The sequence below is a fragment of the Monashia sp. NPDC004114 genome, from assembly GCF_053603855.1.
Genome location: NZ_JBSGGK010000001.1, coordinates 214603 through 238533, shown reverse-complemented (window position 1 = coordinate 238533; position 23931 = coordinate 214603). Strand labels below are relative to the sequence as shown.

At 69.1% G+C, this 23931-nt stretch carries 20 protein-coding genes; 18 read left to right on the top strand and 2 right to left on the bottom strand.

Features of this window, described 5'->3' with window-relative positions; genetic code table 11:
* The first annotated feature begins 20 nt into the window (after positions 1-20).
* The 16 genes from ACWEOW_RS00945 (at position 21) to ACWEOW_RS00870 (ending at position 18660) form a co-directional block, all read left to right on the top strand.
* A complete protein-coding gene (locus ACWEOW_RS00945) occupies positions 21-863 on the top strand; it encodes a hydroxypyruvate isomerase family protein (protein ID WP_452267269.1) in 843 nt (280 codons plus the stop codon).
* Positions 860-1747 carry a 2-hydroxy-3-oxopropionate reductase gene (locus ACWEOW_RS00940; protein WP_452267268.1) on the top strand — a complete coding sequence of 296 codons (888 nt, stop codon included), beginning with the start codon at positions 860-862 and terminating at the stop codon, positions 1745-1747. The genes ACWEOW_RS00945 and ACWEOW_RS00940 overlap by 4 nt, the downstream gene beginning before the upstream one ends.
* Before the next feature lie 75 nt (positions 1748-1822).
* Positions 1823-3430: a thiamine pyrophosphate-binding protein gene (locus ACWEOW_RS00935; protein ID WP_452267267.1), complete on the top strand. Its 1608-nt coding sequence runs from the start codon at positions 1823-1825 to the stop codon at positions 3428-3430.
* Between the two features lie 14 nt (positions 3431-3444).
* Positions 3445-4803 (top strand): MmgE/PrpD family protein, encoded by a 1359-nt coding sequence (locus ACWEOW_RS00930; protein WP_452267266.1) that lies wholly within the window; start codon positions 3445-3447, stop codon positions 4801-4803.
* Positions 4796-6247: an aldehyde dehydrogenase family protein gene (locus ACWEOW_RS00925; RefSeq protein WP_452267265.1), complete on the top strand. Its 1452-nt coding sequence runs from the start codon at positions 4796-4798 to the stop codon at positions 6245-6247. Before ACWEOW_RS00930 ends, ACWEOW_RS00925 begins: the two co-directional genes overlap by 8 nt.
* A gap of 61 nt (positions 6248-6308) precedes the next feature.
* Positions 6309-7811 carry an FAD-dependent tricarballylate dehydrogenase TcuA gene (gene tcuA / locus ACWEOW_RS00920; RefSeq protein ID WP_452267264.1) on the top strand — a complete coding sequence of 501 codons (1503 nt, stop codon included), beginning with the start codon at positions 6309-6311 and terminating at the stop codon, positions 7809-7811.
* A gap of 69 nt (positions 7812-7880) precedes the next feature.
* Complete coding sequence (locus ACWEOW_RS00915; RefSeq protein ID WP_452267263.1) at positions 7881-9035, top strand: amidohydrolase family protein; 1155 nt, start codon at positions 7881-7883, stop codon at positions 9033-9035.
* An 11-nt stretch (positions 9036-9046) separates the two neighbouring features.
* The gene (locus tag ACWEOW_RS00910; RefSeq protein WP_452267262.1) at positions 9047-9394 is read left to right on the top strand and encodes a Rieske (2Fe-2S) protein; all 348 of its coding nucleotides are present in this window, start codon (positions 9047-9049) and stop codon (positions 9392-9394) included.
* 12 nt (positions 9395-9406) lie between these two features.
* Positions 9407-10231, top strand: coding sequence for an amidohydrolase family protein (locus ACWEOW_RS00905; RefSeq protein ID WP_452267261.1), 825 nt, complete (start codon positions 9407-9409; stop codon positions 10229-10231).
* A gap of 33 nt (positions 10232-10264) precedes the next feature.
* The gene (gene aldA, locus ACWEOW_RS00900) at positions 10265-11707 is read left to right on the top strand and encodes an aldehyde dehydrogenase (protein WP_452267260.1); all 1443 of its coding nucleotides are present in this window, start codon (positions 10265-10267) and stop codon (positions 11705-11707) included.
* Positions 11708-11960: 253 nt separating this feature from the next.
* A complete protein-coding gene (locus ACWEOW_RS00895) occupies positions 11961-12845 on the top strand; it encodes an SMP-30/gluconolactonase/LRE family protein (protein WP_452267259.1) in 885 nt (294 codons plus the stop codon).
* Between the two features lie 126 nt (positions 12846-12971).
* Complete coding sequence (locus tag ACWEOW_RS00890; RefSeq protein WP_452267258.1) at positions 12972-14048, top strand: ABC transporter substrate-binding protein; 1077 nt, start codon at positions 12972-12974, stop codon at positions 14046-14048.
* A gap of 131 nt (positions 14049-14179) precedes the next feature.
* A complete protein-coding gene (locus ACWEOW_RS00885) occupies positions 14180-15328 on the top strand; it encodes an ABC transporter ATP-binding protein (RefSeq protein ID WP_452267257.1) in 1149 nt (382 codons plus the stop codon).
* A 3-nt stretch (positions 15329-15331) separates the two neighbouring features.
* Entirely contained in the window at positions 15332-17245 is a 1914-nt protein-coding gene (locus ACWEOW_RS00880; protein ID WP_452267256.1) for an ABC transporter permease, read from the top strand.
* Between the two features lie 19 nt (positions 17246-17264).
* Entirely contained in the window at positions 17265-17459 is a 195-nt protein-coding gene (locus ACWEOW_RS00875; RefSeq protein WP_452267255.1) for a ferredoxin, read from the top strand.
* A 1-nt stretch (position 17460) separates the two neighbouring features.
* A complete protein-coding gene (locus ACWEOW_RS00870) occupies positions 17461-18660 on the top strand; it encodes an NAD(P)/FAD-dependent oxidoreductase (protein ID WP_452267254.1) in 1200 nt (399 codons plus the stop codon).
* Positions 18661-18715: 55 nt separating this feature from the next.
* Here ACWEOW_RS00870 and ACWEOW_RS00865 read toward each other — a convergent pair whose 3' ends face one another.
* Both ACWEOW_RS00865 and ACWEOW_RS00860 read right to left on the bottom strand, forming a co-directional pair.
* Positions 18716-19825 (bottom strand): glycerate kinase, encoded by a 1110-nt coding sequence (locus ACWEOW_RS00865; RefSeq protein ID WP_452267253.1) that lies wholly within the window; start codon positions 19823-19825, stop codon positions 18716-18718.
* Between the two features lie 183 nt (positions 19826-20008).
* Positions 20009-20977 (bottom strand): zinc-dependent alcohol dehydrogenase, encoded by a 969-nt coding sequence (locus ACWEOW_RS00860; RefSeq protein WP_452267600.1) that lies wholly within the window; start codon positions 20975-20977, stop codon positions 20009-20011.
* A 64-nt stretch (positions 20978-21041) separates the two neighbouring features.
* Here ACWEOW_RS00860 and larA point away from each other — a divergent pair, with 64 nt between their 5' ends.
* Both larA and ACWEOW_RS00850 read left to right on the top strand, forming a co-directional pair.
* On the top strand, positions 21042-22358 hold the full coding sequence (larA, locus tag ACWEOW_RS00855; RefSeq protein WP_452267252.1) for a nickel-dependent lactate racemase: 1317 nt from the start codon (positions 21042-21044) through the stop codon (positions 22356-22358).
* Between the two features lie 432 nt (positions 22359-22790).
* Positions 22791-23684, top strand: coding sequence for a hypothetical protein (locus ACWEOW_RS00850; protein ID WP_452267251.1), 894 nt, complete (start codon positions 22791-22793; stop codon positions 23682-23684).
* Positions 23685-23931: the final 247 nt, after the last annotated feature.

Below are 23931 nucleotides of genomic sequence, written 5' to 3'. Positions count from 1 at the left end.
CATCTTCGAAAGGGCGGGGCATGACAGCTCGCTATCTCGTCAACTGTTCGATCCTCTTCACCGATCTGCCCGTGCTGGATCGTCCGGCTGCGGCGCGGGCCGCGGGGTTCGACGGCATCGAGTTCTGGTGGCCGTTCCCCGTGGCTGTTCCCGCCTCCGCCGAGGTGGAGGCCTTCGTCGATGCCGTGTTGGAGGCCGACGTGCAGCTGGTCGGTCTGAACTTCTTCGCCGGCGACATGCCTGGTGGCGACCGCGGCGTCGTCTCGTGGCCCGGTAGGGAGCAGGAGTTCCGGGAGAATGTCGAGCTGTCGGTCGAGCTCGGCAAACAGCTGGACATCCGAGTGTTCAACGCCCTGTACGGCAACCGGCTCGAAGGCGTCGCGCCGGCCGAGCAGGACGAGCTGGCGCAGGAGAACCTCACCCTGGCTGCGCGAGCGATAGCCCGCCTCGGATCGACGGTCCTCATCGAGCCGCTCAGTGGTGCCGAACGCTTTCCGCTGACCAAGGCCGCCGACGCGCGCGCCGTTCTGGACCGCCTCAAGGCCGCCGGTGTCGAGAACGTCGGGCTGCTGGCCGATCTCTACCACCTGGCCGTCAATGGCGAGGATGTCGCTCGGGCCATCGACGACCACCGGGACCTCATCGCCCACGTCCAGATCGCGGACTCACCCGGTCGTGGGGCCCCGGGCACCGGCCACTTGCCGCTGCGAGAGTGGATCGTCGACCTGGAGCGTGGTGGCTACGAGGGCGGCGTCGGCCTCGAGTACCTCCCGACGCCAGGTCGAGACCCCTTCGCCTGGTTGCGGGCCGCGGAGCGCGGCGTGAACGCCGGAACTGCCACTCGGACGGCGGGCGACGTATGACGACCATCGGCTTCATCGGGCTCGGCATCATGGGCGGGCCGATGGCCGCCAACCTGGTCGCGGCCGGCTACGACGTGGTCGGCTTCAATCGAAGCCGCGCCAAGGTCGATGCCCTCATCGCCCGGGGCGGTCGGGGAGCGACTGGGACCGGAGACGCCGTCGAGGGGTCCGACGTCGTCATCACGATGCTGCCCGACTCGCCGGACGTCCGCGAGGTGGTCCTCGGCACCGACGGCGTGCTGGCCCACTCCCGCCCCGGCCAGCTGCTCATCGACATGAGCACGATCCGCCCCGACGTGTCGCGGGAGATCGCGGCGGCAGGCGCCGCCGCCGGCGTCTCGACGCTGGACGCACCCGTCAGCGGCGGAGAGGCTGGAGCCGTGGAGGGCACCCTGTCGATCATGGTGGGAGGCGCCGAGGCCGACGTCGAGGTGGCTGCGCCGGTGTTCGCGGCACTGGGCTCCACAATCGTGCACGTCGGCCCGTCCGGTGCCGGCCAGACCGTCAAGTCCGCCAACCAGCTGATCGTGGCGGGTCATCTCCAGCTCCTGGCCGAAGCGCTGGTCTTCCTCGAGGCATCGGGCGTCGACCGTGAGGCGGCGGTCAGGGTCCTCGGCGGTGGGCTCGCCGGTAGCACCGTGCTCACCCGCAAGTCCGCAGCGATGTTGGCCGGCGACTTCAGGCCGGGCTTTCGGCTGGCGCTGCACCACAAGGACCTCGGCATCGTCACGCAGGCCGCACGGGAGGCGGGTGTGGTGATCCCGCTCGGGGCCGCGGTGGCCCAGCTCGTCGCCGCCCTCGTCGCGCGCGGCGACGGAGAGCTCGACCATTCCGCGTTGCTCAAGCTGGCCAGGGAGCTCTCCTTCGGGGAGGGGTCCGACTGATCGAGGCCCATTGCATACCTTTGTATGCCGCGATACGCTCCTCGGTGTTCCGTTGGCGCGACGAAGGGTCGGGTTGTGACGAACGTGGCTGGCGCGCTGGCGATCATGCTGGCGAAGGTCGGAGTGAAGACCGTCTTCGGCTATCCGGGGGACCCGACGATCGAGTTCGTCGAGCGCTGCCGTGAGGCCGGGCTCGACGTGATCTCGGCGACCCGAGAGGCCAACGCCGCCTTCATGGCCGAGGCGCAGGCCATGCTGACGGGTGATCTCGGCGTGTGTCTGTCCACGCTGGGCCCGGGCTCGACGGCTCTGGTCAACGGAGTCGCGGCGGCCAACCTCGACCGCGTCCCGGTCCTCGCCTTCTCGGGCCAGATCGAGACCAGCCGACAGGCGACCTTCACCCACCAGGTCGTCGACCACGAGCGGATGTTCGGCGCCGTGACGAAGTGGGCTGGTCGCGTCGAGGCCAAGGCCGTCGAGGTGACCATGCGCAAGGCCTTGCGCACCGCCGTGGCCGAGCGTCCTGGGGCGGTGCACCTCAGCGTTGCGAGTGATGTGTTCGCCACCGAGGTCGACGACGTCGACCCGACGCCTCCGCCCATGCGGCCCGCCCGCTTGATCCCTCGGGTGGTCTCCTCGACGCGTGACTCCGACCCGGTCGCGGCACTGCACGCCGCCCGCCGCCCGCTGCTGCTCGCCGGCATCGGGGCCGTCCGAAGCGGCGCGACGACCGAGCTGCTGCGCCTGGCCGACGTGGTCGGCATGCCCGTGGTGGTGAGTCCGATGGCCAAGGGTGTGGTCCCAGAGGACTCCGAGTGGTTCGCCGGCATCCTCGACATGGCCTGCAACGCGACGGTGTGGCAGCTCGTGGCCGAGTCGGATCTCGTCGTCGCTGCAGGCTTCGACGCGGTCGAGCTGATCAAGCCGTGGCGAGTGACCGCGCCGGTGCTGCACATCGACGCCGTGGAGAACACCGACCAGATCTACGTCAGCGCGCATGAGGTGGTCGGGGACGTCGCGGCCGTCGTCGGCTGGCTCGCCGACTCCTTCCACGGCGAGGCGCGCTGGACCCAGGCTGAGCTCGCGGCATACCGTGCTGGACTCACCGCCGCTTACTACGCGGGTCGCGTGGCCGGTGCTCTCAACCCGACGGACGTCATCGACGTCGTCCAGCAGAACACCGTCGCGGACGCCGTGGTCTCCACCGACGTCGGCTCGCACAAGCTCCTCGTAGGCCAAGGCTGGCGGGCGACGCGACCCCGGGGCGTCCTCATGACCAACGGCCTGTCCTCGATGGGTTTCGGCCTCCCGGCCGCGGTGGCGGCGAAGATGAGCCGGCCGGACTCCCCGGTGGTGTCCATGATCGGGGACGGAGGTTTCGCCATGTCGGCGTCCGAGCTGCGTCTTGCGGCGGACCGCGGCCTCGGCATCGTCGTGGTGGTGCTGGCCGACCAGAGCCTGAACCGCATCGAGATCAAGCAGACGGCCCTCGGGTATCCGAGCGTCGGCACCCGCGTGCCGGATACCGCGGTGGCCAAGGTCGCCGAGGCTTACGACTGCCACGGCGTTCGAGTCGAGACGTCCGCGCAGCTCGAGCGGGTCCTCGCCGACGTCGGCTCCCTGGACCGCCCCCTGGTGGTCGAGGCCCGCATCGACCCGGCTCAGTACACCTCGCAGTTCTGATCCACGGAGGACTCGTGTCGTCGACCAAGACCGCCACCAGGCGGCTCGCCCATCTGGCCCGCGTCACGGCCGAGGCGCCGGAGGCACAGGCTCCCGCCCGCGACGCCGTCGTGGACTGGTTCGGCGCCACCGTCGCGGGCCGGGGCATGGAGGCCTCGCAGATCGCGGCGCGAGCCCCGTTCCTCGACGAGCCCGGCCGGGCCAGGCTGGTTCCCGACGGCCGGCCCGTATCGGTCCGCACGGCCGCGCTGCTCAACGGGCTGTTCTCGCACGAGGCGGAGATGGACGACATCTACCGCGAGGGCCTGTACCACCCGGGCTCGCCGACCGTTGCGGCCGCCTTCGCCGTCGCCGAGGGACTGGACGCCACCGGTGGGGACCTGCTCGCAGCGGTCGCCGGAGGCTACGAAGTCGGATGCCGGATCGCCGAGACGGTGAACCCGGCCCACTACCGCTACTGGCACACGACGGGAACAGTTGGCACGATGGGGGCCGCTGCGGCTGCCGGACTGTTGCTCGGGCTGGACGAGGAGCGGCTGGCGCACGCCCTCGCCGTGGCTACGTCCATGGCGGCCGGGCTTCAGCAGGCGTTCCGCTCCGGCTCGATGAGCAAGCCCCTGCACGCCGGACACGCCGCCGAGGCCGGGGTGCTGGCCGCGAGCTTCGCCTCCGAGGGGTACCGAGGCACACCCGAGGTGCTCGACGGGGACATCGGGTTCGGCGTCGCGATGTCCGACGCCCCGGACTGGTCCGCGGTCGTGGACCTCACCGACCGGCCGCCGGCTGTCTCGCAGGTCACGGTCAAGCCGCACGCGTGCTGCGGCCACACGTTCGCCGCGGTCGACGCCGCGCTGGACCTGCGCGCCGAGGGCCTGGATCCCCGACGCGTCCGGTCGGTCGAGGTGGGCACGTACCAGGTCGCGATCGACGTCGCAGGCGGGACCTCCGTGGAGACCGCCGGGGAGGCCAAGTTCAGCATCGGCTACTGCGTGGGTGCAGCGCTGACACTGGGCACGGTCGGCATGGACGCCTTCGACGCGAGCCACTTGAGCGACCCCGCGCTGCGCCGGTTCGCGGAGTCCACCGTGCTCGCCGCGGACGACCGGATGAATGCCACGTTCCCCGGCCGTCGGCAGGCCCGCGTCGTCGTCGTCGACGAGGACGGCAGGACCTGGCAGGCCGAGCGCTCGACGCGCCGCGGCGACCCTGACAGCCCGCTGTCGGCCGCGGAGCGTCGAACCAAGTTCGACGGCATGGTCGTCCCCGTGGTCGGTGTGGAGGCGGCGGCGCAGCTGCACGAGGCGCTCACCGGGCTTTCCGACCTCGAGCACCTCAGCATGATCCCGCTCGGCACGGAGGCACACGATGACTGACGCAGACGTTGTCCGGATCGACCCCTTCATCGACGGGGAGTTCCGAGTCGGCAAGGGAACGATGGTCACGATCGACGACAAGTTCACCGGCGCGCCGGCCGCCGAGGTGTCCCAGGTGTCGTCGGACCAGGTCGAGGCGGCCGTCGGCTCGTTAGTGCGCGCCCAGGCGACGACGGCATGGCCGGTCGCCGACCGGTCCGAGGTGCTCACCGCGGCCTCCCTCGCACTGCGCGAGCGGTCCGAGGCGTTCGCCCGGCTGGTCGTCGCGGACACGGGTTTCACGATCACCGATGCTCGCCGGGAGGTGTCGCGGGCGGCCGACACCCTGCAGCTGTGCGCGGAGGAGGCTAGGCGACTGGTCGGCGAGGTCGTGCCTGTCGGCGGTGTGCGTGGCCAGGAGAACCGGGTCGCATTCACGACGTACCACCCGCGCGGCGTCGTGTGCGCGATCACCCCGTTCAACTCCCCGCTGAACACCGTGACGCACAAGGTCGGTCCCGCGCTGGCGGCGGGAAACGCGGTCATGCTCAAGCCCGCGACCCAGACGCCCCAGAGCGCCGACGCACTCGTCCGGCTCCTCCTCGAGGTCGGGGTGCCGGGAGGCCTGGTCTCGGTCGTCTACGGCGGCGGCTCCACGGTGGGGACCTGGCTCACGCGAGACGAGCGACTGGCCTACTACGCCTTCACCGGGAGCACGGAGGTGGGCCGGACCCTGCAGTCCTCGGTCGGTCTTCGGCCCACCCAGCTGGAGCTGGGGAGCCTGTCCAGCACGCTGATCACGGCCTCCGCCGATCTTGGCCGGGCCGTCCAGCTGTGTGTCAACGCGGGCTTCCGCAAGGCCGGCCAGGTCTGCACGTCGATCCAGCGGCTCTACGTCGAGCAGCGCGTCCTCGACGACGTGGCCGAGCGCCTCGCCAAGACTCTCAGCGGCAAGGTCGCGGGAGATCCCAGCAGCGACGACACGTTCGTGGGCCCGCTGATCGCACCGGCCGAGGCCGACCGGGTCAGCGGCATCCTCGAGGAGGCGGTGGCGGACGGCGCACGGCTGGCCTACGGCGGCGGGCGCATCGGGAACGTGCTCGAGCCCACGGTTGTCGCTGACGTCCCGCTCGGCTCCCGCGTCATGCGCGAGGAGATCTTCGGTCCGGTGGTCGTGCTGCGCGGCTTCGACGCCCTGAGCGATGCGGTCGAGGAGGTCAACGACACGCCGTTCGGGCTTGCCGCGGGCGTCTTCACCGAAAGCCTCAGCGAGGCGATGTTCGCCGCGCAGGCCCTGCGGATGGGCTCGGTCCACATCAACGAGACATCCAGCAGTCGCCTCGACCTCATGCCGTATGCCGGTGTGAAGGACAGCGGTCACGGGACCGAGGGACCGCGCTACGCCGTGCGTGAGATGAGCGAGCAGCGGCTGGTCTCGTGGCTCCCGACGAGTCCGATGCCCTGATCCGACGGGGCTCGCCCGTCGACCGTTGCACCATTGCATACGAACGTATACCATTGTGCTCGTGAGGTACGACGTCGTCGTTGTGGGGGGCGGAAACGCCGGGATGAGTGCGGCGCTCGCCGCCGCCGAGCGGGCCGAGCGGGTGCTCCTGCTCGAACGGGCCCCGTTCGCGGAGCGAGGAGGCAATACGGGCTTCACGGCCGGGGCGATGCGCTTCGCTTACGACGGGGTGCAGGACTTGCTGGAGATCGTCTCGGACATCGACGACGCGACCCTGGCCCGGACCGACTTCGGGTCGTATCCGGAGTCACAGTTCTACGACGACCTCTCGCGCGTGACCGAGAGCCGATGCGACCCCGACCTCGCCGAGGTCCTGGTGACCGGTAGCCAGCCGGCCGTGCGGTGGCTCAAGTCCAAGGGCGTGAGGTTCCTGCCGATCTACGGGCGTCAGGCTTACGAGGTCGACAACCGGTTCACCTTCTGGGGCGGACTCACCCTCGAGGTCAGCGGCGGTGGGCGCGGCCTCGTGTCGTATCTCGAGCGTGCCTGTCGCGACAATGGCGTCACCACGTTGTACGGCGCACGCGCCCGCGAGCTGATGGTCGACTCGAGCGGAGTGGTGGGGGTCCGGGTCGAGCGTCAGGACCCCGACGACCATCGACGGATCGAGGACATCGAGTGCGTCTCAGTGGTGCTCGCCGCAGGTGGCTTCCAGTCGAACGCCGCTTGGCGGGCGCGCTACCTGGGCCCGGGCTGGGACCTGGCCAAGGTCCGCGGCACCCGGTACGACACCGGCGACGGTATCGAGATGGGTCTGGCGGTGGGCGCCAGTCCTGCCGGCCACTGGTCGGGGTGCCACGCGGTGGCCTGGGACTACAACGCACCGGAGTACGGCGTCCTGGAGATCGGCGACTCCTTCCAGAAGCACAGCTACCCCCTCGGGATCGTCGTGAACCGGGACGGCAGGCGGTTCGTCGACGAGGGCGCGGACTTCCGCAACTACACCTACGCGAAGTACGGCCGGGAGATCCTCGCCCAGCCGGGGCAGGTGGCCTGGCAGGTCTTCGACGCCAAGGTCCTGGACCGGCTGCGCGACGAGTACCGCATCCGTCAGGTGTCCAAGGTGCGCGCCGACAGCATCCCCGAGCTCGCGGCCCGGATGGTCGGCATCGACGAGACGGCATTCATCAAGACCGTCGCTGAGTACAACGGCGCTGTCCGCATGGACGACGGCGAGTACAACCCGAACATCCTCGACGGGCACGGCACGGTCGGGCTCCACCCGAACAAGAGCAACTGGGCGCTGACGATCGACGAGCCGCCGTTCGAGGCATATGCCGTGACGTGCGGGATCACCTTCACCTTCGGCGGGCTGCGCATCGACAACGAGGCGCACGTCCTCAACGACGCGGGCGCACGCATCCCCGGCCTCTTCGCGGCGGGTGAGATGGTCGGCGGACTCTTCTACTTCAACTACCCGGGCGGGTCCGGCCTCTCCAACGGGACCGTCCTCGGACGCCTCGCCGGGAGCTCGGCCGGCGACCGGGCGGCCGGCCTGGCGTGACGCGGGGGCAGAGATGACCGCGCCGTGAGCTCAGCAGCATGAAATGTGCCCAGCGGAAAGGACCTGGTGATGGCCAAGCGAGCAACTCTCGATGACTTCGTCGTCGTCGACTGTGACGTGCATGTGCACGAGATGCCTTACGACCTCATTCCCTACATCGACATGCCGTGGCGGGTGTCCCTGGAGGCCATTGCCGCGAACGCGCAGAAGTACCTGGAGATCGGGTATCTCGACGTCCCGGCCTTCTCGCCCGGTGCGAGCGGCTCGAGCTTCGGGCCGGTCTGGCCCTCGAGCCACGAGGCGCTGCGCGTGGTGCTGACACCCGAGGCGATGCGCGAGGAGCTGAGCCGGATCAACGTCGACATCGGCATCCTGTTCCCGGACAGCATGCTGAAGCTGGCCACGATCACCGACGAGGAGTACGCCGCTGCGCTGGCCCGCGCCTACAACGCGTGGCTCGTCGAGACGTGGTGCCGGCCCGAGGACGGTCTCGTCGGCTGCCTCGTGGCGTCACCGCAGGCCCCGGAGGACACTGCCGCGCAGATCGAGAAGTACGCCAAGCACCCGGGCGTGGTGGGGGTCTACCTGCCCGGCGCCGCCGTCGACCCGCTCTGGGGCGACCGCAAGTACGACCCGATCTTCCGGGCGGCCGAAGCGGCGGACTTCGCGGTCCTGCTGCACAGCGTGGGCATCGTCCACCCGACGTACCCGTTCAACACCCACGGCTTCACCAGTGGATTCGGGCGGCACACGACCTCGCATACGTTCTCGATGATGGCCAACACCGTGCACATCGTGAGCACCGGGGTCCAGGAGCGCTTTCCCAACCTTCGCATCTGCTTCACGGAGGCCGGCGTCGGTTGGGTGCCGTTCGTGATGATGCGGATGGACCGGGCCTACCGTCAGGGTCGCGACGAGCTGTCGTCCCTGACCAAGCCGCCGAGCGAGTACATCCGGAACTTCTTCTATGCGACCCAGCCCATCGAGGAGCCGCAGTCCCTGGTCGACATGGTCCGCCTGATGAATCTCTACGACGGCGAGGACCAGACGGTGTTCGCGTCCGACTGGCCGCACCACGATTTCGACCACCCGAACAAGATCCACCAGATGCCGTTCTCGGACGAGGCCAAGGCCAAGATCTTCGGCGGGAACGCGCTGCGGATGTTCAACATGGACGCCCAGTGCCGACGGCTGTCGCTGTCGCGTGAGGCTGCGTCGCGGTGAACGAGGGGCATGTGGTCGGGAAGCTGGAGGAGTTCCCCGAGGGCAGTCATCGGGTGGTGACGGTGGGGCGTCGCAGGATCGGGGTGTTCAACGTCAAGGGCACGTTGCATGCGTTGCCGAACCTGTGTCCGCATCAGACCGGGCCGTTGTGCGAGGTCAGGAAGGTGACGGGGACGACGCAGTCGCGGGTGGAGAACGACTGGGCGATCGAGTGGGCGTTCGACAAGGAGATCATCGCGTGTCCGTGGCATGGGATCGAGTACCACGTGCCCACGGGGCGGTGTCTGACGTTCCCGGAGATCAGTATTCGCAGCTATGAGGTGTCGGTGGACGACGGCGAGGTCAGCGTCCACTTCTGAGCGGAGGTTTTCGTGGGATTGATCGTCGACTCGCAGTTGCACGCCTGGCGCACGGTTCTGCCCGGCATGACTGCGCACCGGGAAGGGCCGTTCGACGCGGGCGTGATGCTCCCGCTGATGCGTGAGGCCGGGGTCGCCGGTGCGGCCCTGGTGCCGACCAGCTGGGACCCGGAGGGCAACCAGGCCTCGATCGACGCGGCCAGCGAGCACCCCGACCGGTTCGTCGTCATGGGGCTCATCGACTCGTTGGAGGGCCTCAGCGACCGACTAGCCGGATGGCGCGACGAGGGCATGTGGGGGCTGCGGCTTCCATGCCGTCAGGAGCCGTGCGCCACGTGGGTGGACAGTGGCGAGCTGGACACGCTGTGGACCGAGGTCGAGAAAGCGGGTCTGCCCGTCATGGCGTTCGGGCCCGGGTCCAAGCTGGACGTGATCGCCGCCGGCGCCCGGGCCCATCCGGGCGTCTCGATCGCGATCGACCACCTCGCCATGGCACCGCCGGACCGGGAGGTCGACGTGCCCAACGAGGAGCAGCTCGAGCGCGTCATCGCCCTGGCCGACCTGCCCAACGTGTCGGTGAAGCTCTCGAGCCTGCCGTTGTTCTCGCGACAAGGCGCACCCTTCGCAGACATGTACGACCCGGCTCGCCGGGTCGTCGAGGCCTTCGGACCGGAGCGATGCTTCTTCGGCACCGACCTGAGTCGGCAGCCCTGCACCTACGGCGAGGCCATCGCGATGATTCGCGAGGCGCTCGCGGACCTGTCCGAGGACGAGCTCGACCTCGTGCTCGGTACCGCTCTGACCAGATGGCTGGGCTGGAGCCCGGCCCCGCTCTAGAACGCGCAGCACTGCGCCGTCGGGAGATATGCCATGAGTGATGTCGCCAACCTGTACGTCGCCGGAACTTGGCGTGGCGCCGCCGACGACAGCACGCTGGATGTCCTGAACCCCGCCGACGAGTCGGTGATCGGCACGGTGGCTGCCGCGACGTCGACGGATGTCGCGGCGGCGGTCACGGCAGCCGCCGCCGCCCAGCAAGCATGGGCCAGGGTGCCGATCGTCGAGCGCGGCGACGCCTTGCGTCGGCTGGCCGACCTGATCGAGGCCGACACCGACCGGTTCGCGCGGTTGCTGGTCACCGAGGTGGGCAAGCCGCTGCCCGAGGCGCTGGCCGAGGTCGGCTTCGCGGTCGAGTTCCTGCGGTACAACGCCCGATGGGACCGGATCTTGTCCGGCGACATCCTCGCCGGTGACTCGCCCGGCGAGGTCATCCATCTGCTTCGCGTGCCGCTGGGGGTCGTGGCCGCGATCTGTCCGTGGAACTTCCCGCTCGCGGTGCTCTGCCGCAAGCTCGCACCCGCCCTGCTCACGGGCAACACGGTCGTCGTCAAACCGAGCGAGGTCACGCCGCTCACGGCGCTGGAGCTCGTCCGACTCGTCGACGGGCACCTCGACCTCCCAACGGGGACCGTCAACCTGGTCAGCGGGGGACCGGCGGTGGGGGCCCAGCTGGTGGCCAACCCCGGTGTCGCGATGGTGTCCTTCACCGGCCACCGAGATACCGGTAAGGCCGTGATGCGCAGTGCCGCGGACAACCTGACCCGGGTTGCCCTCGAGCTCGGCGGCAAGGCACCGGCGATCGTCCTGCGGGACGCCGACCTCGATGTCGCCGTGCCGGCGATCCTCCGGGCGCGGCATACCAACTCAGGACAGGTATGCACGTCCGCCGAGCGGGTGCTGGTCCATCGAGACCTCGTCGAGCCGTTCGTCGAAAGATACGTCGCGGCCGCGGAGGCGCTGGTCGTCGGCAACCCGAGCGGCACGGTCGACATGGGCCCCATGGCCAGTGCGGCGCAGGTGACCAAGACGTCGACGGCAGTCGAGCGGGCGCTCAAGGAGGGCGCCTCGCTCCGCACCGGGGGAGGCCAGCCCGAGGGGGCGGCATACGACGCCGGGTACTGGTTCGCGCCGACGGTGCTGACCGATGTCCCGCGCGACGCCGCGATCCTTCGCGAGGAGACCTTCGGTCCGGTCACGCCCATCGTGCCGATCGACACTCTCGACGATGCATTGACGGTCGCGAACGACTCCCGTTACGGGCTGTCGGCGTACGTGTTCAGCACGGACTACTCATCCGTCATGCGCACTGTTGACGCGCTCCAGTTCGGGGAGATCTACGTCAACCGCACGCTGGGCGAGTCCGTCCATGCCCACCACGCGGGTCTGAAGGAGTCGGGTATCGGAGGCGAGGACGGCAAGTGGGGCATCCTCAAGTACACCCACGTGAAGACCGCGTATCACCGCTACGGGTGACCTCATGACCCTGCAAACCTGCTCCCTGGGGCGGCCCTCGGGCGTCGGCGGCCGCGTGCTGGAGAGGCAACCGGACCGGCTGATGACCGGCCCTCTGTCCCTGCCGATCGCAAGGTCAAATCGTTGCGAAGCCCGGCTCGACCAGCTATTGCGCCCCCGTCCGTCCTGCGCGTATGTTCGACGAATTGAGGGTATGCAGTCGTATACCCAGACATACCAAAGACGGTGTGGCCCTGAGGATGGAGCTCCCCTGATGACGTCAGCGGACCGCGAGGCGAGGGTGGTGGCATCGGACGTCGGCTTCACCGAGGGACCGGTGTTCCTGCGCGACGGCCGAATCCTCTTCGTGTCGATCGACCACGGAACGGTGTATGCCGTTGACGATGCGGCGAGCGCTGGTCCGAGCGGAGCGGTGCGGGTCGCCACGGTGGGCGGCGGGGTCAACGGAGCGACCGAAGGCCCTGACGGCGTGGTCTATCTCGCCCAGGCCGGCGGGCGCGGCGGGGCGACGAAGGGCCTGCTCACCTCCACCGGAGGCGTGCTGGTCTATGACCCCCGCGGGGTCGTGAGCTGGCTGACCATGGACCCGATCGCGCCCAACGACCTCGCCTTCGGTCCGGATGGCCTGCTGTACGTCACAGACCCGACCCGCAGCCCGAAACGTACCGACGGACGGGTCTTCCGCGTCGATGTCGAGACGGGGCTGGCCGAGCTGCTCTGCTCAGTGCCGTGGTATCCGAACGGGATCGCGTTCGGTCCCGAGGACGACACCGTGTATGTCGCGGACACAAGGGGTTCCCGGATCCTCCGGTTCCCGCTCTCGCCTTCGGGCCTGGGCCAGGAGGAGGTGGTCGTGCAGATGGACCGCGGGCGTCCCGACGGCTTCTGCTTCGACAGCGAGGGCAACATCGTCATCGCTGCCATCGGTGATGACGGCGAGTCCGGGTGCATCCAGACCTGGACTCGTGACGGCGAGTCGCTCGACAACTTCGACCCACACCTGGGCCAGGTCGTGACCAACGTCGCGATCAGCTCGGACCGTCGGTGCGTCATCACGGCTGCGGGGGCAGGAAAGGTCGCGGTGGTCGATGACTGGCCGGTCGCGGGCCTGGAGCTGCATCCGTTCCGCAGCAGCTAGACGAGAACGGGCAAGACGAGTTCGGCACTGGCGCCGATCTCGAACCAAGAAAGGGAAGCGATGAAGAGTTCGAGGGGGCTCGGAAGAGCACGGTACTCACACCCGCGACGTCGAGCCGTTCACGGCGTGGCCGGGGCAGCAGTCGCGGCGCTGTCGCTCGTACTCGCGGGTTGCAGTAGCGACGCCCCGGCGGCGTCGAGCGGCACGGCAGCGGGGGCGGGCGGCTGGCAGGCTGTCGTGGATGCCGCCAACAAGGAGGGGGAGGTCGTCTTCTACTCCAGCGACTCCGACAGCATCAACAAGGCGGTCGTCGATGCCTTCGAGAAGGCGTACCCCAACATCAAGGTCAACCTCGTCAAGGCGGGGCCCGACATCGCCGCTCGCGTGTCCACGGAGAAGCAGTCGGGTATCAACTCCGGCGACGTGCTGTCGACTGGCTTCCAGGACCTCGTCGAGAACACCGAGTGGTTCATCCCGCTCGACAAGACGGTCCTGCCGACCCTCGGAGAGCAGACCTGGCCCGCCAACATGATCGGCAAGACCAACACCTGGGTCGCCAAGTACGTCCAGTACCTCGGCGTGGCCTGGAACACCGCCGAGGTCAAGGGCGACGGCCTCAACACGTGGTCGGACCTGCTCAAGCCGGAGTTCAAGGGAACGGTCACCCTTCCGGACCCGCGCGCGACCTCCACCAACATCTCGTGGCTCGACGCGGTGAGCAACGCCCTGGGTGACGACTACGTCAAGAAGGTCTACGAGCTCCAGCCGAAGATCGAGGCGGGCGGGTCGGTACCGGCATCCCAGGACGTCGCCGCCGGCGCCCAGGACGTCAGCTTTCCCCAGTCGTCGATGCTCATCGCCGACCTGTCGACCAAGGGCGCGCCGATCGCGTTCCGCGTGCTCACCGACCCCCTCGTCGAGGTGCCCGGCCAGCTAGCGGTCTTCAAGGACGCGCCGCACCCGAACGCCGCCCGGGTGTTCGCCAACTTCAGGGTCTCGCCCCAGGGCATGTCGGCCGTGTGCATCGCGGCCGGGCCTCCCGGACAGACCGGGTTCGCGGCGCCGTTCACCGAGCCCGTCCAAGGCTGCTACACCAAGCCGGCCGGCAAGGAGGCCATCCAGGGCAACAAGAACCTCTCCCCGAAGGACGAGCGTTACCTTCACATCCTCAGCCTGCTCGGCCTGAAGCCCAAGACAAGCTGACCAGCAGCGGCGCGCTGGGCGGCAGAAGAGCCGCCCGGCCCGCCGCTGAAACTGACTGAGGCCGAGCTCGGTCGGTCGACGCAGCACGAGTGGTGGCCACACACGAAGGGACAGTGGACGTGCCAGGAGCGATGACATTGAAGCGGAAAGCACCGAGCGATGCGGCAATCCCCGAGGCCGGACCGTCGGTCGTCGAGGTCAAGGGCCTGTGCAAGACCTTCCGTCGCGAGGGTGGTGAGGTCGTCCCGGCCGTGGATGGCGTAGACCTCGAGATCGGGCCGGGCGAGATGGTCGTCCTGCTCGGTCCGAGTGGGTGCGGCAAGACCACGCTGCTGCGCAGCCTGGTGGGCCTCGAGACCCCGGAGTCCGGCATCATCTCGGCGAACGGGCGCCTGGTGTACTCCTCGGCCGAGCGAGTCGATCTGCCGCCCGAGAAGCGCGGCATCAGCATGATGTTCCAGCACTACGCGCTGTGGCCGCACATGACGGTCGGCAGCAACGTGGAGTACCCGTTGGTCAACCGGAAGGTTCCCAAGGCACAACGCCGCGAGGCGGTCCGGCGTGCCCTGGCCTCGGTCGGGCTGGAGGACATGCAGGGACAGTACCCGGGACAGCTGAGCGGTGGGCAGCAGCAGCGGATCGCCCTGGCCCGCAGCATGGTGACCGACCCCCAGGCCGTCGTGTTCGACGAGCCGTTGTCCAACGTGGACGCTCAGGTCCGGCAGGGCCTGCGCGTCGAGATCCTGGCAGCCCAGCGGCGGGTCGGGTTCGCGGGCATCTACGTCACCCACGACCAGAACGAGGCCATGCAGATGGCCACTCGGCTCGCCGTGATGCGGCGGGGCAAGATCGTGCAGATCGGGACGCCGATGGAGGTCTACAACCGTCCCGTCAACCGCTTCGTGGCGACGTTCGTCGGCACGTCCAACATCCTCGACGTCCGCCACGTCAGCAGGGACCCGGCGGGACGCGTACGGGTCCGCACCGATGTCGGAGATCTCACTCTGGATCGAGCTCCAGCGGACGTCGTGGAGGGGGGATACCAGTATCTCGCGGCGCGTCCCGAGACTCTGAGCCTGGCCCGTCCGGGCGAACCCGGCCTGGCTGAGGTGGTCGTCGAGACGGTGATGTTCTCGGGCTCAACCGTCGAGTTCACAGTGCTCGTCGGCGAGGACCGCCGCCTGAGCGGTCTGTCGACGCCGGCCGAGGCGTGGATGCGCCCCGGTGACACGGCCACGCTCGTCGTCAACCCGGCGACGCTGACCCTGCTGAAGGACTGAGCGATGGCGAACACGACCGTCAGCGCAGATCTCGCACCGGGCAGCGCCCCCAAGGCCCCAGGCGACCCGCAGTCACGCCGGCGCCCGTGGCGCGTGTCCGGCCGCAAGTTCGGGCCCTTCGACGCGGTTGCGGTGATCGTTGTGGTGGCCATGGCACTGCTCATCGCCTACCCCTTGATCCGGGCCGTGATCCGGATCCTGTGGGTGAACGGGTCGTTCAACTCCGAGGCGTTTCACCGGGTCTTCACCTCGTCGCTGTTCTGGGAAGCCGCGTGGACCACGGCCCGGCTCCTGGTCGTCGCGGTGCCGATCGCGATCGGTGTCAGCGCCCTGTTCGCCTGGCTCAACGAACGGACGAACGCGCGGATGGGTGTGGTGTCCACCATCCTGCCCGTCATCCCCTTGCTCATTCCCGGCCTTGCGGTCTGCATCGGGTGGAAGTTCCTTGCCGACGAGAGGGCGGGCTTCCTCAACGTCCTGATCCTGCGGCCCATCCTCGGCGTGTTCGGCTACCACTCCGAGACCGGCCCACTCAACATCAACTCGTGGCCGGGGCTGATCTTCGTCTACACCGTCGAGCTGATCCCCTTCGCCTATCTGATGATCTCGGTGGCGCTGCGCGATATCGACTCCTCCTACGAGGAGGCATCACGCACCACCGGTGCCGGTGCGGTCCGCACGCTGTGGAAGATCTCGCTACCACTGATCAAGCCCGCACTGCTCGGCGCGACCCTGCTCTGCTTCATGATCGGTGCGGCGATCTTCAGCATCCCGGTGATCCTCGGGACCCCGGCGGGCATCTCGACGCTGTCGGTCTACGTCATCGACTCCACCCGGTCGGTCTATCCGCCGCAGCTCGATGTCACCGTCGTCGGGGCGCTGTTCCTGGCCTGCTTCGTCGCCATTCTCTGGTATCTCGACCGACGGGTCGCACGCAAGGCCAGGTTCGCCCGGATCGGCGGCAAGTCGAGCTCGCGCTCGATCGTCGATCTCGGCGGGTGGCGGTACGTCGCCCGGGTCTTCATGATCACGTTCATGCTGGTCGCCAGCGTGCTTCCGCTGATCGGCCTGCTCTACGTCGCCCTGCAGCCCTTCTGGCGTCCCGTGTTCAGCCTCAACTTCACCATGGACCAGTTCAAGTCGGTGTTCGAGGAGTCCCGCCTGCCGTTGGCCATGCAGACCAGCCTGTCACTTGCCCTGATCGGCGCGACGGTCGGCGTGTTGATCGCGGCGGTCGCCTCCGCCTTCATGGACCGTCACCGCAAGTTCGCTCCGGCCGTCGACGGCATCCTCAAGTCGCCCGGTCCGATCACCCATGTCGCGATCGGTGTCGGCTTCATCATCGGGCTGGGCGCAGCGCCCATCAGCCTGGCCGGCACCTGGTGGATTCTGTTCCTCTGCTATCTGGTGCTGTACAGCCCGAACGCGCTGATCGCCGTGGGCGCGGCATACGGCCGGGTCGGTGGCGAGCTGTCGGAGGCGTCTGCGGTGAGCGGCGCCTCGCCGGGCCGCTCGTTCAGGAAGGTGTCGCTGCCACTGATGGTGCCGGGCCTCAGTGCGGCCTGGGTCCTGCTGTTCGCCCACATGCTGGGCGAGGCAACCGCCTCCTCTCTCCTCTCCAGTCCCAACCACCCGGTCGCCGGGTTCATCATGATCGACATCTTCGAGAGTGGCTTCTACGGCCAGCTGGCCGCCTTCGCGGTGCTCGTCGGGGTCATCAACTTCGTCGTCGCCGGGACCGTCCTGGTGATCGGGCAGTCCCGCGGTGCCACCGGTCGGCTGAACAAGCGGCAGAGCCGGTGGCGGCGACTCTTCCGTAGCAAGAGCGGCCTGAGGGATCTGGAGCAGTCGGGCTTTGCGGCGTCGGGAGTCGACGCCCGCCCGGGTCGGCCTGACGGGTCGCGACCCGAGGCCTGAAAGGAGGAGACACGAGCCCATGGATGTCAGAGTGGACCAGGATCTGTGTCAGAGTTTTGCCGTCTGCGTCGGCGTCGCACCGGAGTACTTCGAGCTCGACGAGGGTGGAGACCTCGTCCTGCTGCGGGAGTCGGTCGACCCCGATGACGAGGACACCCTCGGCGAGGCGGCGATGATCTGCCCGCGGCAGGCCATCCTGCTCGCGGAGACCTGAGGTGGGCGCAGGCGGCGCGCCCGGCACTTTCGTGGTCGTCGGCGCGGGTGCCGCAGGTTCGCGCGCTCTGCGAGCCCTGGCGAGCCAGGGCTATCCGGGTGAGCTGCACCTTGTCGCGGCGGAGCCCGACGGGCCGTACTACCGGCCGGCGCTGAGCAAGCAGCTGCTCTCGGGGGCGCAGGACCTCGGCCAGGTGCGCCGGTCCCTTGCCGTTGACCCCGCGGTGCACCGGCATGGATCTGCCGCCGTCTCGCTCGACCTCCAGGGCCGCGTGGTGACCCTTCAGGATGGCACCGACGTCGGCTTCGACCGGCTCCTGATCGCCACCGGTTCGGTGCCCCGATCCTTGCCGGGCATCCTGCTGGGCGGTCGGATCGGGAGTGTCGACGACCCGACCCAGGTGGCCCGGGTCCGCGGCTGGCTGGAAGGCTCAGGCGGGCGGGCAGAGGTGTTGGTCATCGGCGCCGGCCTCATCGGCTCCGAGGCGGCCTCGACGCTCGCTGCGTCGGGCGCGGACGTCGTCGTGGTCGACCCCTCGACAACCCCGCTCGACAAGGCTCTTGGGAGCTACGTGGACGCCCTGTGCCGAGACTGGCACACCGAGCACGGGGTGCGCGCCCATCTCGGCAGGTTCGTGGTGAGTCTGGACCAGGACGGCGCAGGCGTCGAGGCGGTCCTCGACGACGGGCGAGTGCTGCGTGCCGACTATGCCGTCGTGGCCATCGGTGTCCGACCGGCGACCGACTGGCTGCACGGGTCGGGCCTGCCGCTGTCGGCATCGGGCGCAGTGGAGGTCGACGAGACGCTGCTCGTCCCCGGTCACCGGCATATCGCCGCTGCCGGCGATGTTGCCGACTGGCACTCGGCGCGGCTGGGCCGGCGCGCCCGGGTGGAGCACTGGGCCGTCGCCCTCGAGCAGGGTGCGGCAGCGGCATACAACCTCACCCACGACGAGCCTCGGCCTTTCGACACCGTGCCGATGTTCTGGACCGAGCAGCACGGGCGGCTCGTGCACTTCGTCGGGCACCGCGAGCCGGACAGCCAGTGGGTGGACGTGACCGAGAGCGAGCTCCCCCGTGGCGGGCGGGTCGTGGCGGCGGTCAGCCACGGCGTCGAGACCGGGTACCTGCTGATCCAGGCGCCGCAGCTGCTACGCCGTTATAGCCAGCAGGCCGCCCTGTGGCCGCCGGTCGCGTCGTGACGCGAGCGGGCCGGCGATGGCGCCGGGACGCCCCAGGGTGGAACGCGGTCTAGCGTCAGGAGAGGGCTCGGCCCAGCGTCCGGCCGATCTCGAACAACAAGGTGCTTGCGTTTGCCATCGAGCGAGCGACGTCCGGCTCGAGGTCCTCGAGCGTGTGAACCGCCCGAATGCCTGTGCGCGCCAGGTCGGCCGAGTCGAGTCGGCAGCGTCCCGCCACGGCGACGACGTGCGCTCCGGCCCGGACCGCCCGCCGCGCTACGCCGAACGGGCCCTTGCCTTGCAGGGTCTGCCGGTCGAGGGAGCCCTCGCCGACGACGACGAGCGTGTCACGGTCGACGATCTCGTCGAAGCCCGATAGGTCGAGCACGAGGTCGATGCCGCTGGTCAGCTCGGCCCCCAACAGTGCCGCGAGGGCAAAGCCGGTGCCGCCGGCGGCACCGACGCCAGGACGATCGCGGCGGTCCGTCCGCGTGGTCTGGTCAACGGCGTTGGCCCACTTCGTGAGTCCCGCCTCGAGCAGACCGACCTCGCGAGGCCCTGCGCCCTTCTGGGGGCCGAAGACGCCGGCCGCGCCATCGGGTCCGAGGAGCGGGTTGGTGACGTCGGTGGCCGCGACGAACTGGACTCCACGCAAGGGCCAGCCGGGCGGCGGGATCACGCTGTCCAGGTCTGAGAGAGCCCCGCCACCGTCGGGCCCGATGCGACGACCGTCGTGGGCCAGGAGCTCTACCCCCAGGGCCTGCACCAGACCGGAGCCGCCGTCGGTGGTGCAGCTGCCGCCAAGCCCGATGACGACCCGCGTGGCGCCAGCAGCGACCACGGCGGATACCAGCTGCCCGACGCCGAACGTGGTAGCGCGCAGCGCCGTCTCGGAGTTCGGGTGGCCGGGGAGTAGGTGCACGCCGGCCGCAGATGCGAGCTCGACGACGGCCTCGTTCCCACGGACCCCCACGGTTGCCTGCACTGGTGCCAGGAGCGGTCCGGCCACCATGTAGGGCCGGAGGGAGAAGCCCCTGGTTAGCAGTGCATCGACGGTGCCCTCGCCGCCGTCGGCAATGGGCAACTGGACGACGGAGGGGCCAGGGGTGACCGCCGTGATGCCCGCGCTCAGGGCGGCGACGGCATCCCGCGCACTGATCGACCCCTTGAACGAATCGAGCGCCACGATGACTTGTCGCGTCGGCCTGCCGAGGAACATAGTCAAATCGACTGCCTCCCAGCGCATTTGACCGACATCCGAACACACCCGAGCCGCACGAACTCACAACCCGGACATGAGTCACCCTCGGACGACGGAGAGTTCAGCATCATGATGGCGGTCGGGTACAGCGTGCGGGCAGTCCGTCCATCAGCGCTCATCTCGCTCTGCGTCGATGAGGACCTTGATCCGGCCCGCTCTGGCGATGGCAGCGGTGGTGAAGGCCTCTTGGGCCTGACGTAATCCGAAGATGTGGCTGACGAGGGCTGGGCCCAGCTCGCTGTTCTCGGCCAGATACGTCTTCGCCGAGTCAAGAGCCTGGCGATGGTCGCGGGTGACATTGCCCAACAGCGTCAGATTGCCGCGCATCAGGCGCTCCATGTCCAGCTGGTAGTAGCGCTCGTCAGGAATCCCGAAGTGGAGCACCGTTCCCTGGTCCGCTATCGCTCGCATCGCATCACCCAAGATGTCGGTCTGATGCCCGACCGCTTCGATGCAGACATCGGGACGGTCAGCTGCCGGTAGTTGGCGCGCCCATTCCGCTGCCGTCGTCTTCTGCAGGTCGTCGACCCCGAGAACGGATGCCACGTCGCTGCGATCGACCGGGTCGACGCCGCTCACGCGGCGAGCACCGCGCGATCGAGCGACATGTGCGAAAAGAAGGCCTATGGGCCCGAGCCCGATGACGGCGACATGTCTGTCGCGGACCCCTACTTTGTCACTCGCGTGGAGCACGCAGGCCAGCGGCTGCAGGATCACAGCCGTGAGGGGGTCGAGCGCGGGGTCGTAGGTGACGAGTCTGTCGGCGCCGGTCAGAACGTACTCGGCCAAGCCGTTGCTGCCCGATGCCCAGCCCACGACCTCGCTGCCTACCGGCAGGGCCTCGTCGCGGGACGCGGTGACAGTCCCGGCGATCTCGTGCGCCGGCACACCCGGCGGCCCGGGCAACGCAACGGCGGAGAGCGTGGAGGTCCCTCGGAAGCGTGCGATGTCGCTTCCGCATATCCCTATGGCACGCGTTCTGACAAGGACCTGCCGGTCTTCTCCCGCGTCGATCGCAGGCTCCGGCGTCTCGACCCTCTGCAGCACACCAGGCTCCGAGAGCCGGTAAGCCCACATGGTCACCCTTCGTATACTAGCGTATGCAATCGCTGGGTCAGCGACCGGGGTGACAGGAGGCTGGATGAAGGACAGGGCCACGGCGCGGCTGGCTTACGGCGAGACCGGGCTCGATGTGGCGTTTCCGGCGGGCCGCACCGTGGTGGTCGAGCCGCGGTTCCATCCGGGCGTTCACGATCCCGATGCCGCGCTGCGCGAGGCGTTGCGGCATCCGGTCGCCGGGCCGCCGTTGCACGAACGCGCCAAGGGCCGCGGAAAGGTGGCCATCTCGGTCTGCGATATCACCCGGCCGCAGCCGCGTGAGGCGATGGTGCGAGCGATTCTCACCGAGCTGGACGGCATCGTGGACCTCGATGACATCGTCATCCTCAACGCCACCGGCACCCACCGGGGCAACACGCTCGGGGAGCTAGAGGTGATGCTGGGCCGGGAGATCCTCGAATCGGTCAGGGTGGTGAACCATGACGCGCGGGACCGGTCACGCCTTACGTGGTGCGGCGTCCACGGCGACGGGGTGCCGGTCTGGCTGAACTCGGAGTGGGTCGCGGCGGACCTTCGGATCACGACCGGGTTCGTCGAGCCGCACTTCTTCGCGGGCTTCTCCGGGGGTCCGAAACTGTGTGCGCCCGGGCTTGCGGGGCTCGACACGGTGCTGGTGCTTCATGACGCCAAGCGCATCGGGCACCCGGACGCGCGATGGGGTGTGTGTGAGGGCAACCCGGTGCACGACGACATCCGGGCGGTGGCGGTCGGGACGGGGGTCGACTTCGCGTTCGATGTGATCCTCAACCGTGACAAGGCCATCGTGGCCGCCTACGCGGGTGAGCTGGTGCCGATGCACCGCGTGGCCCGTGAGCACTCCCGAAGGCTGAGCATGCAGGCGGTCCCCGGCAGGGCCGACGTAGTCGTCACGACGAACTCGGGCTACCCGCTCGACCAGAACCTGTACCAGGCGGTGAAGGGCATGTCTGCGGCCGCGACGGTCGTGCGGCCTGGCGGCCTGATCGTGTGTGCGGCCGAGTGTCGCGACGGCTTCCCGGACCATGGCTCTTACCGCGAGGTCCTGGCCTCTGCGTCCTCGCCCGACGCGTTGCTCGCGGACATCGCGGCGAGAGAGTCCACGACCCCGGACCAGTGGCAGGTGCAGATCCAGGCCAAGGTCCAGACGATGGCCGAGGTCCGGGTCTACTCGGACTATCTGAGCCCCGATGACCTGCGCTCGGCCCACCTCGGGCCGGTCGAGGACATCGCCGAGCTGGTTGCGGCGCGGCTTGCGGCGTCGGGCCCGGACGCGTGGGTGTGCGTGCTGCCAGAAGGCCCACAGACCATCCCATACGTGGCCGATGGCGCTGCGCCGGCCAGAGTGGGGGGTACGTCATGAGCGGGGTGGACTTGCTCGGCCGTACTCCCAGCGACGCGAGGTCGGCCCGAGGTGTCGCGACCTTCTCGACTGGGCGGCGGACGCTCGGTGTGCTTGCACGTCCTCGGGATGAAACGGCGTTGGCGGGCTCAGGCGATGCCAGCACGAGCGCGGCGCCGACGATAGCTCCGTGTGCCAACAGGCGTCGGGCGAGGTGCCACTCGTCGATCCGGTCGACCTTGAGGGCCCCACGACCAGAGCCGGTTCCTTGGAGCTGACGCCCCTGGCCGGGCGCCGCCCCGTCGTAGACCCGGGTGGCTCTGGACGTGCACGTCCTTCCCCATCGGCTCCTTCGCTTGCGGGCGGGAGAGCCACGTCAGGCTTCCGCCGTGGTGGCTGAGGTGGGACCTATGACCCTGCCGTCCGACGCGATTCATGGCCATCGTGTCCGGTATGGATGCAACGCCGACCGCATCGAGGACGGCCAGGAGACTGGCCATCGCGACTGGTGGGGTGAGCCTGGTGGGTGGCCTGTGGACCTTCGCCGACCCCGGCCTCCTCTTCGGGCCCGAGGCCATGCAGGGGTCGGCGCGTGGCACCGCGCTCGTGCTCGTCTGCGTGGCCCTGCCGTGGCTCGCGTGGGCCATCTGGGCGGCGCAGCGCGGATCGTCGAGCGCTCTGCTGCTCTGGGCGGCGGCACTGCTCTACATCGTCTACAACGCTGTGCTCTTCCTGTTCCTCACGCCGTTCAACGCGGCATTCCTCCTGTACGTCGCGATGCTCAGCCTGGCGCTGTGGTCCCTGGGGTACCTCGCCGTCGCCCGCGACCTGTGGCACGCCGGGGCGCGGATCGCGTGTGCAGCACCAGTGAGAGGGCTGTCGATCTACGTGGGGGTCGTGGTTGCGTTGAACGCTCTGGCGTGGCTCAGGGTCATCGTCCCCGCACTCGACGATCCCTATCCGACGAAGATGCTCGCGGGAACGGGCGTCATGACGAACGCCATCTACGTGCAGGATCTCGCGATCTGGCTTCCGCTCGCCGCCGCGGCCTGCGTCTGGCTGGCACGACACGAAGCGCGTGGCGCGATCCTCGTGGGAGCGATGCTGGGGATGTGGGTCATCGAGAGCATCAGCATCGCCGTGGACCAGTGGTACGGCGCACAGGCCGACCCAGAGTCGACGGTCGTGTCGTCGGCGGGCGTGATCCCGTTCCTCGTCTTGGCGATTGTCGGGTCCGTCCCGCTCGTCGTGATGCTTCGCGCCAACGGCCGGGATGGACGCGCGACCGATGGCTCGGCGGCCGCCGCGGGTCCGCCTCGACGTGACCGGTCCGCCTCGGCTCCATGACCTGATGCCAGCGCCCACCAACCCACGGCGGCCCCGCTCACTACAACCGGGCGGTTCCCGCACGGTGTCGAGAGAACTCCACCACTCAGCGGGACTCACACGGCTGACTGGCCACACGTCCATCAACGCCGCACAGCCGGCGACCCCTTCATCGACCACCGCGCGGCATCTCGAGGGCGCGGTCGGCCGACGCTGATAGGGCACGACCGGTCTGCATCTCATGTCCGCCTGTCCACGCGTCCGTCAA

Excerpts from the sequence above, each read along its gene's own strand:
- ACWEOW_RS00885 (WP_452267257.1), top strand. The coding sequence starts at position 14,180 with ATGACATTGAAGCGGAAAGCACCGAGCGATGCGGCAATCCCCGAGGCC.
- ACWEOW_RS00925 (WP_452267265.1), top strand. The coding sequence starts at position 4,796 with ATGACTGACGCAGACGTTGTCCGGATCGACCCCTTCATCGACGGGGAG.
- ACWEOW_RS00875 (WP_452267255.1), top strand. The coding sequence starts at position 17,265 with ATGGATGTCAGAGTGGACCAGGATCTGTGTCAGAGTTTTGCCGTCTGC.
- ACWEOW_RS00915 (WP_452267263.1), top strand. The coding sequence starts at position 7,881 with ATGGCCAAGCGAGCAACTCTCGATGACTTCGTCGTCGTCGACTGTGAC.
- ACWEOW_RS00860 (WP_452267600.1), bottom strand. The coding sequence starts at position 20,977 with ATGTGGGCTTACCGGCTCTCGGAGCCTGGTGTGCTGCAGAGGGTCGAG.
- ACWEOW_RS00895 (WP_452267259.1), top strand. The coding sequence starts at position 11,961 with ATGACGTCAGCGGACCGCGAGGCGAGGGTGGTGGCATCGGACGTCGGC.
- larA (WP_452267252.1), top strand. The coding sequence starts at position 21,042 with ATGAAGGACAGGGCCACGGCGCGGCTGGCTTACGGCGAGACCGGGCTC.
- ACWEOW_RS00880 (WP_452267256.1), top strand. The coding sequence starts at position 15,332 with ATGGCGAACACGACCGTCAGCGCAGATCTCGCACCGGGCAGCGCCCCC.
- ACWEOW_RS00945 (WP_452267269.1), top strand. The coding sequence starts at position 21 with ATGACAGCTCGCTATCTCGTCAACTGTTCGATCCTCTTCACCGATCTG.
- aldA (WP_452267260.1), top strand. The coding sequence starts at position 10,265 with ATGAGTGATGTCGCCAACCTGTACGTCGCCGGAACTTGGCGTGGCGCC.
- ACWEOW_RS00850 (WP_452267251.1), top strand. The coding sequence starts at position 22,791 with ATGGATGCAACGCCGACCGCATCGAGGACGGCCAGGAGACTGGCCATC.
- ACWEOW_RS00940 (WP_452267268.1), top strand. The coding sequence starts at position 860 with ATGACGACCATCGGCTTCATCGGGCTCGGCATCATGGGCGGGCCGATG.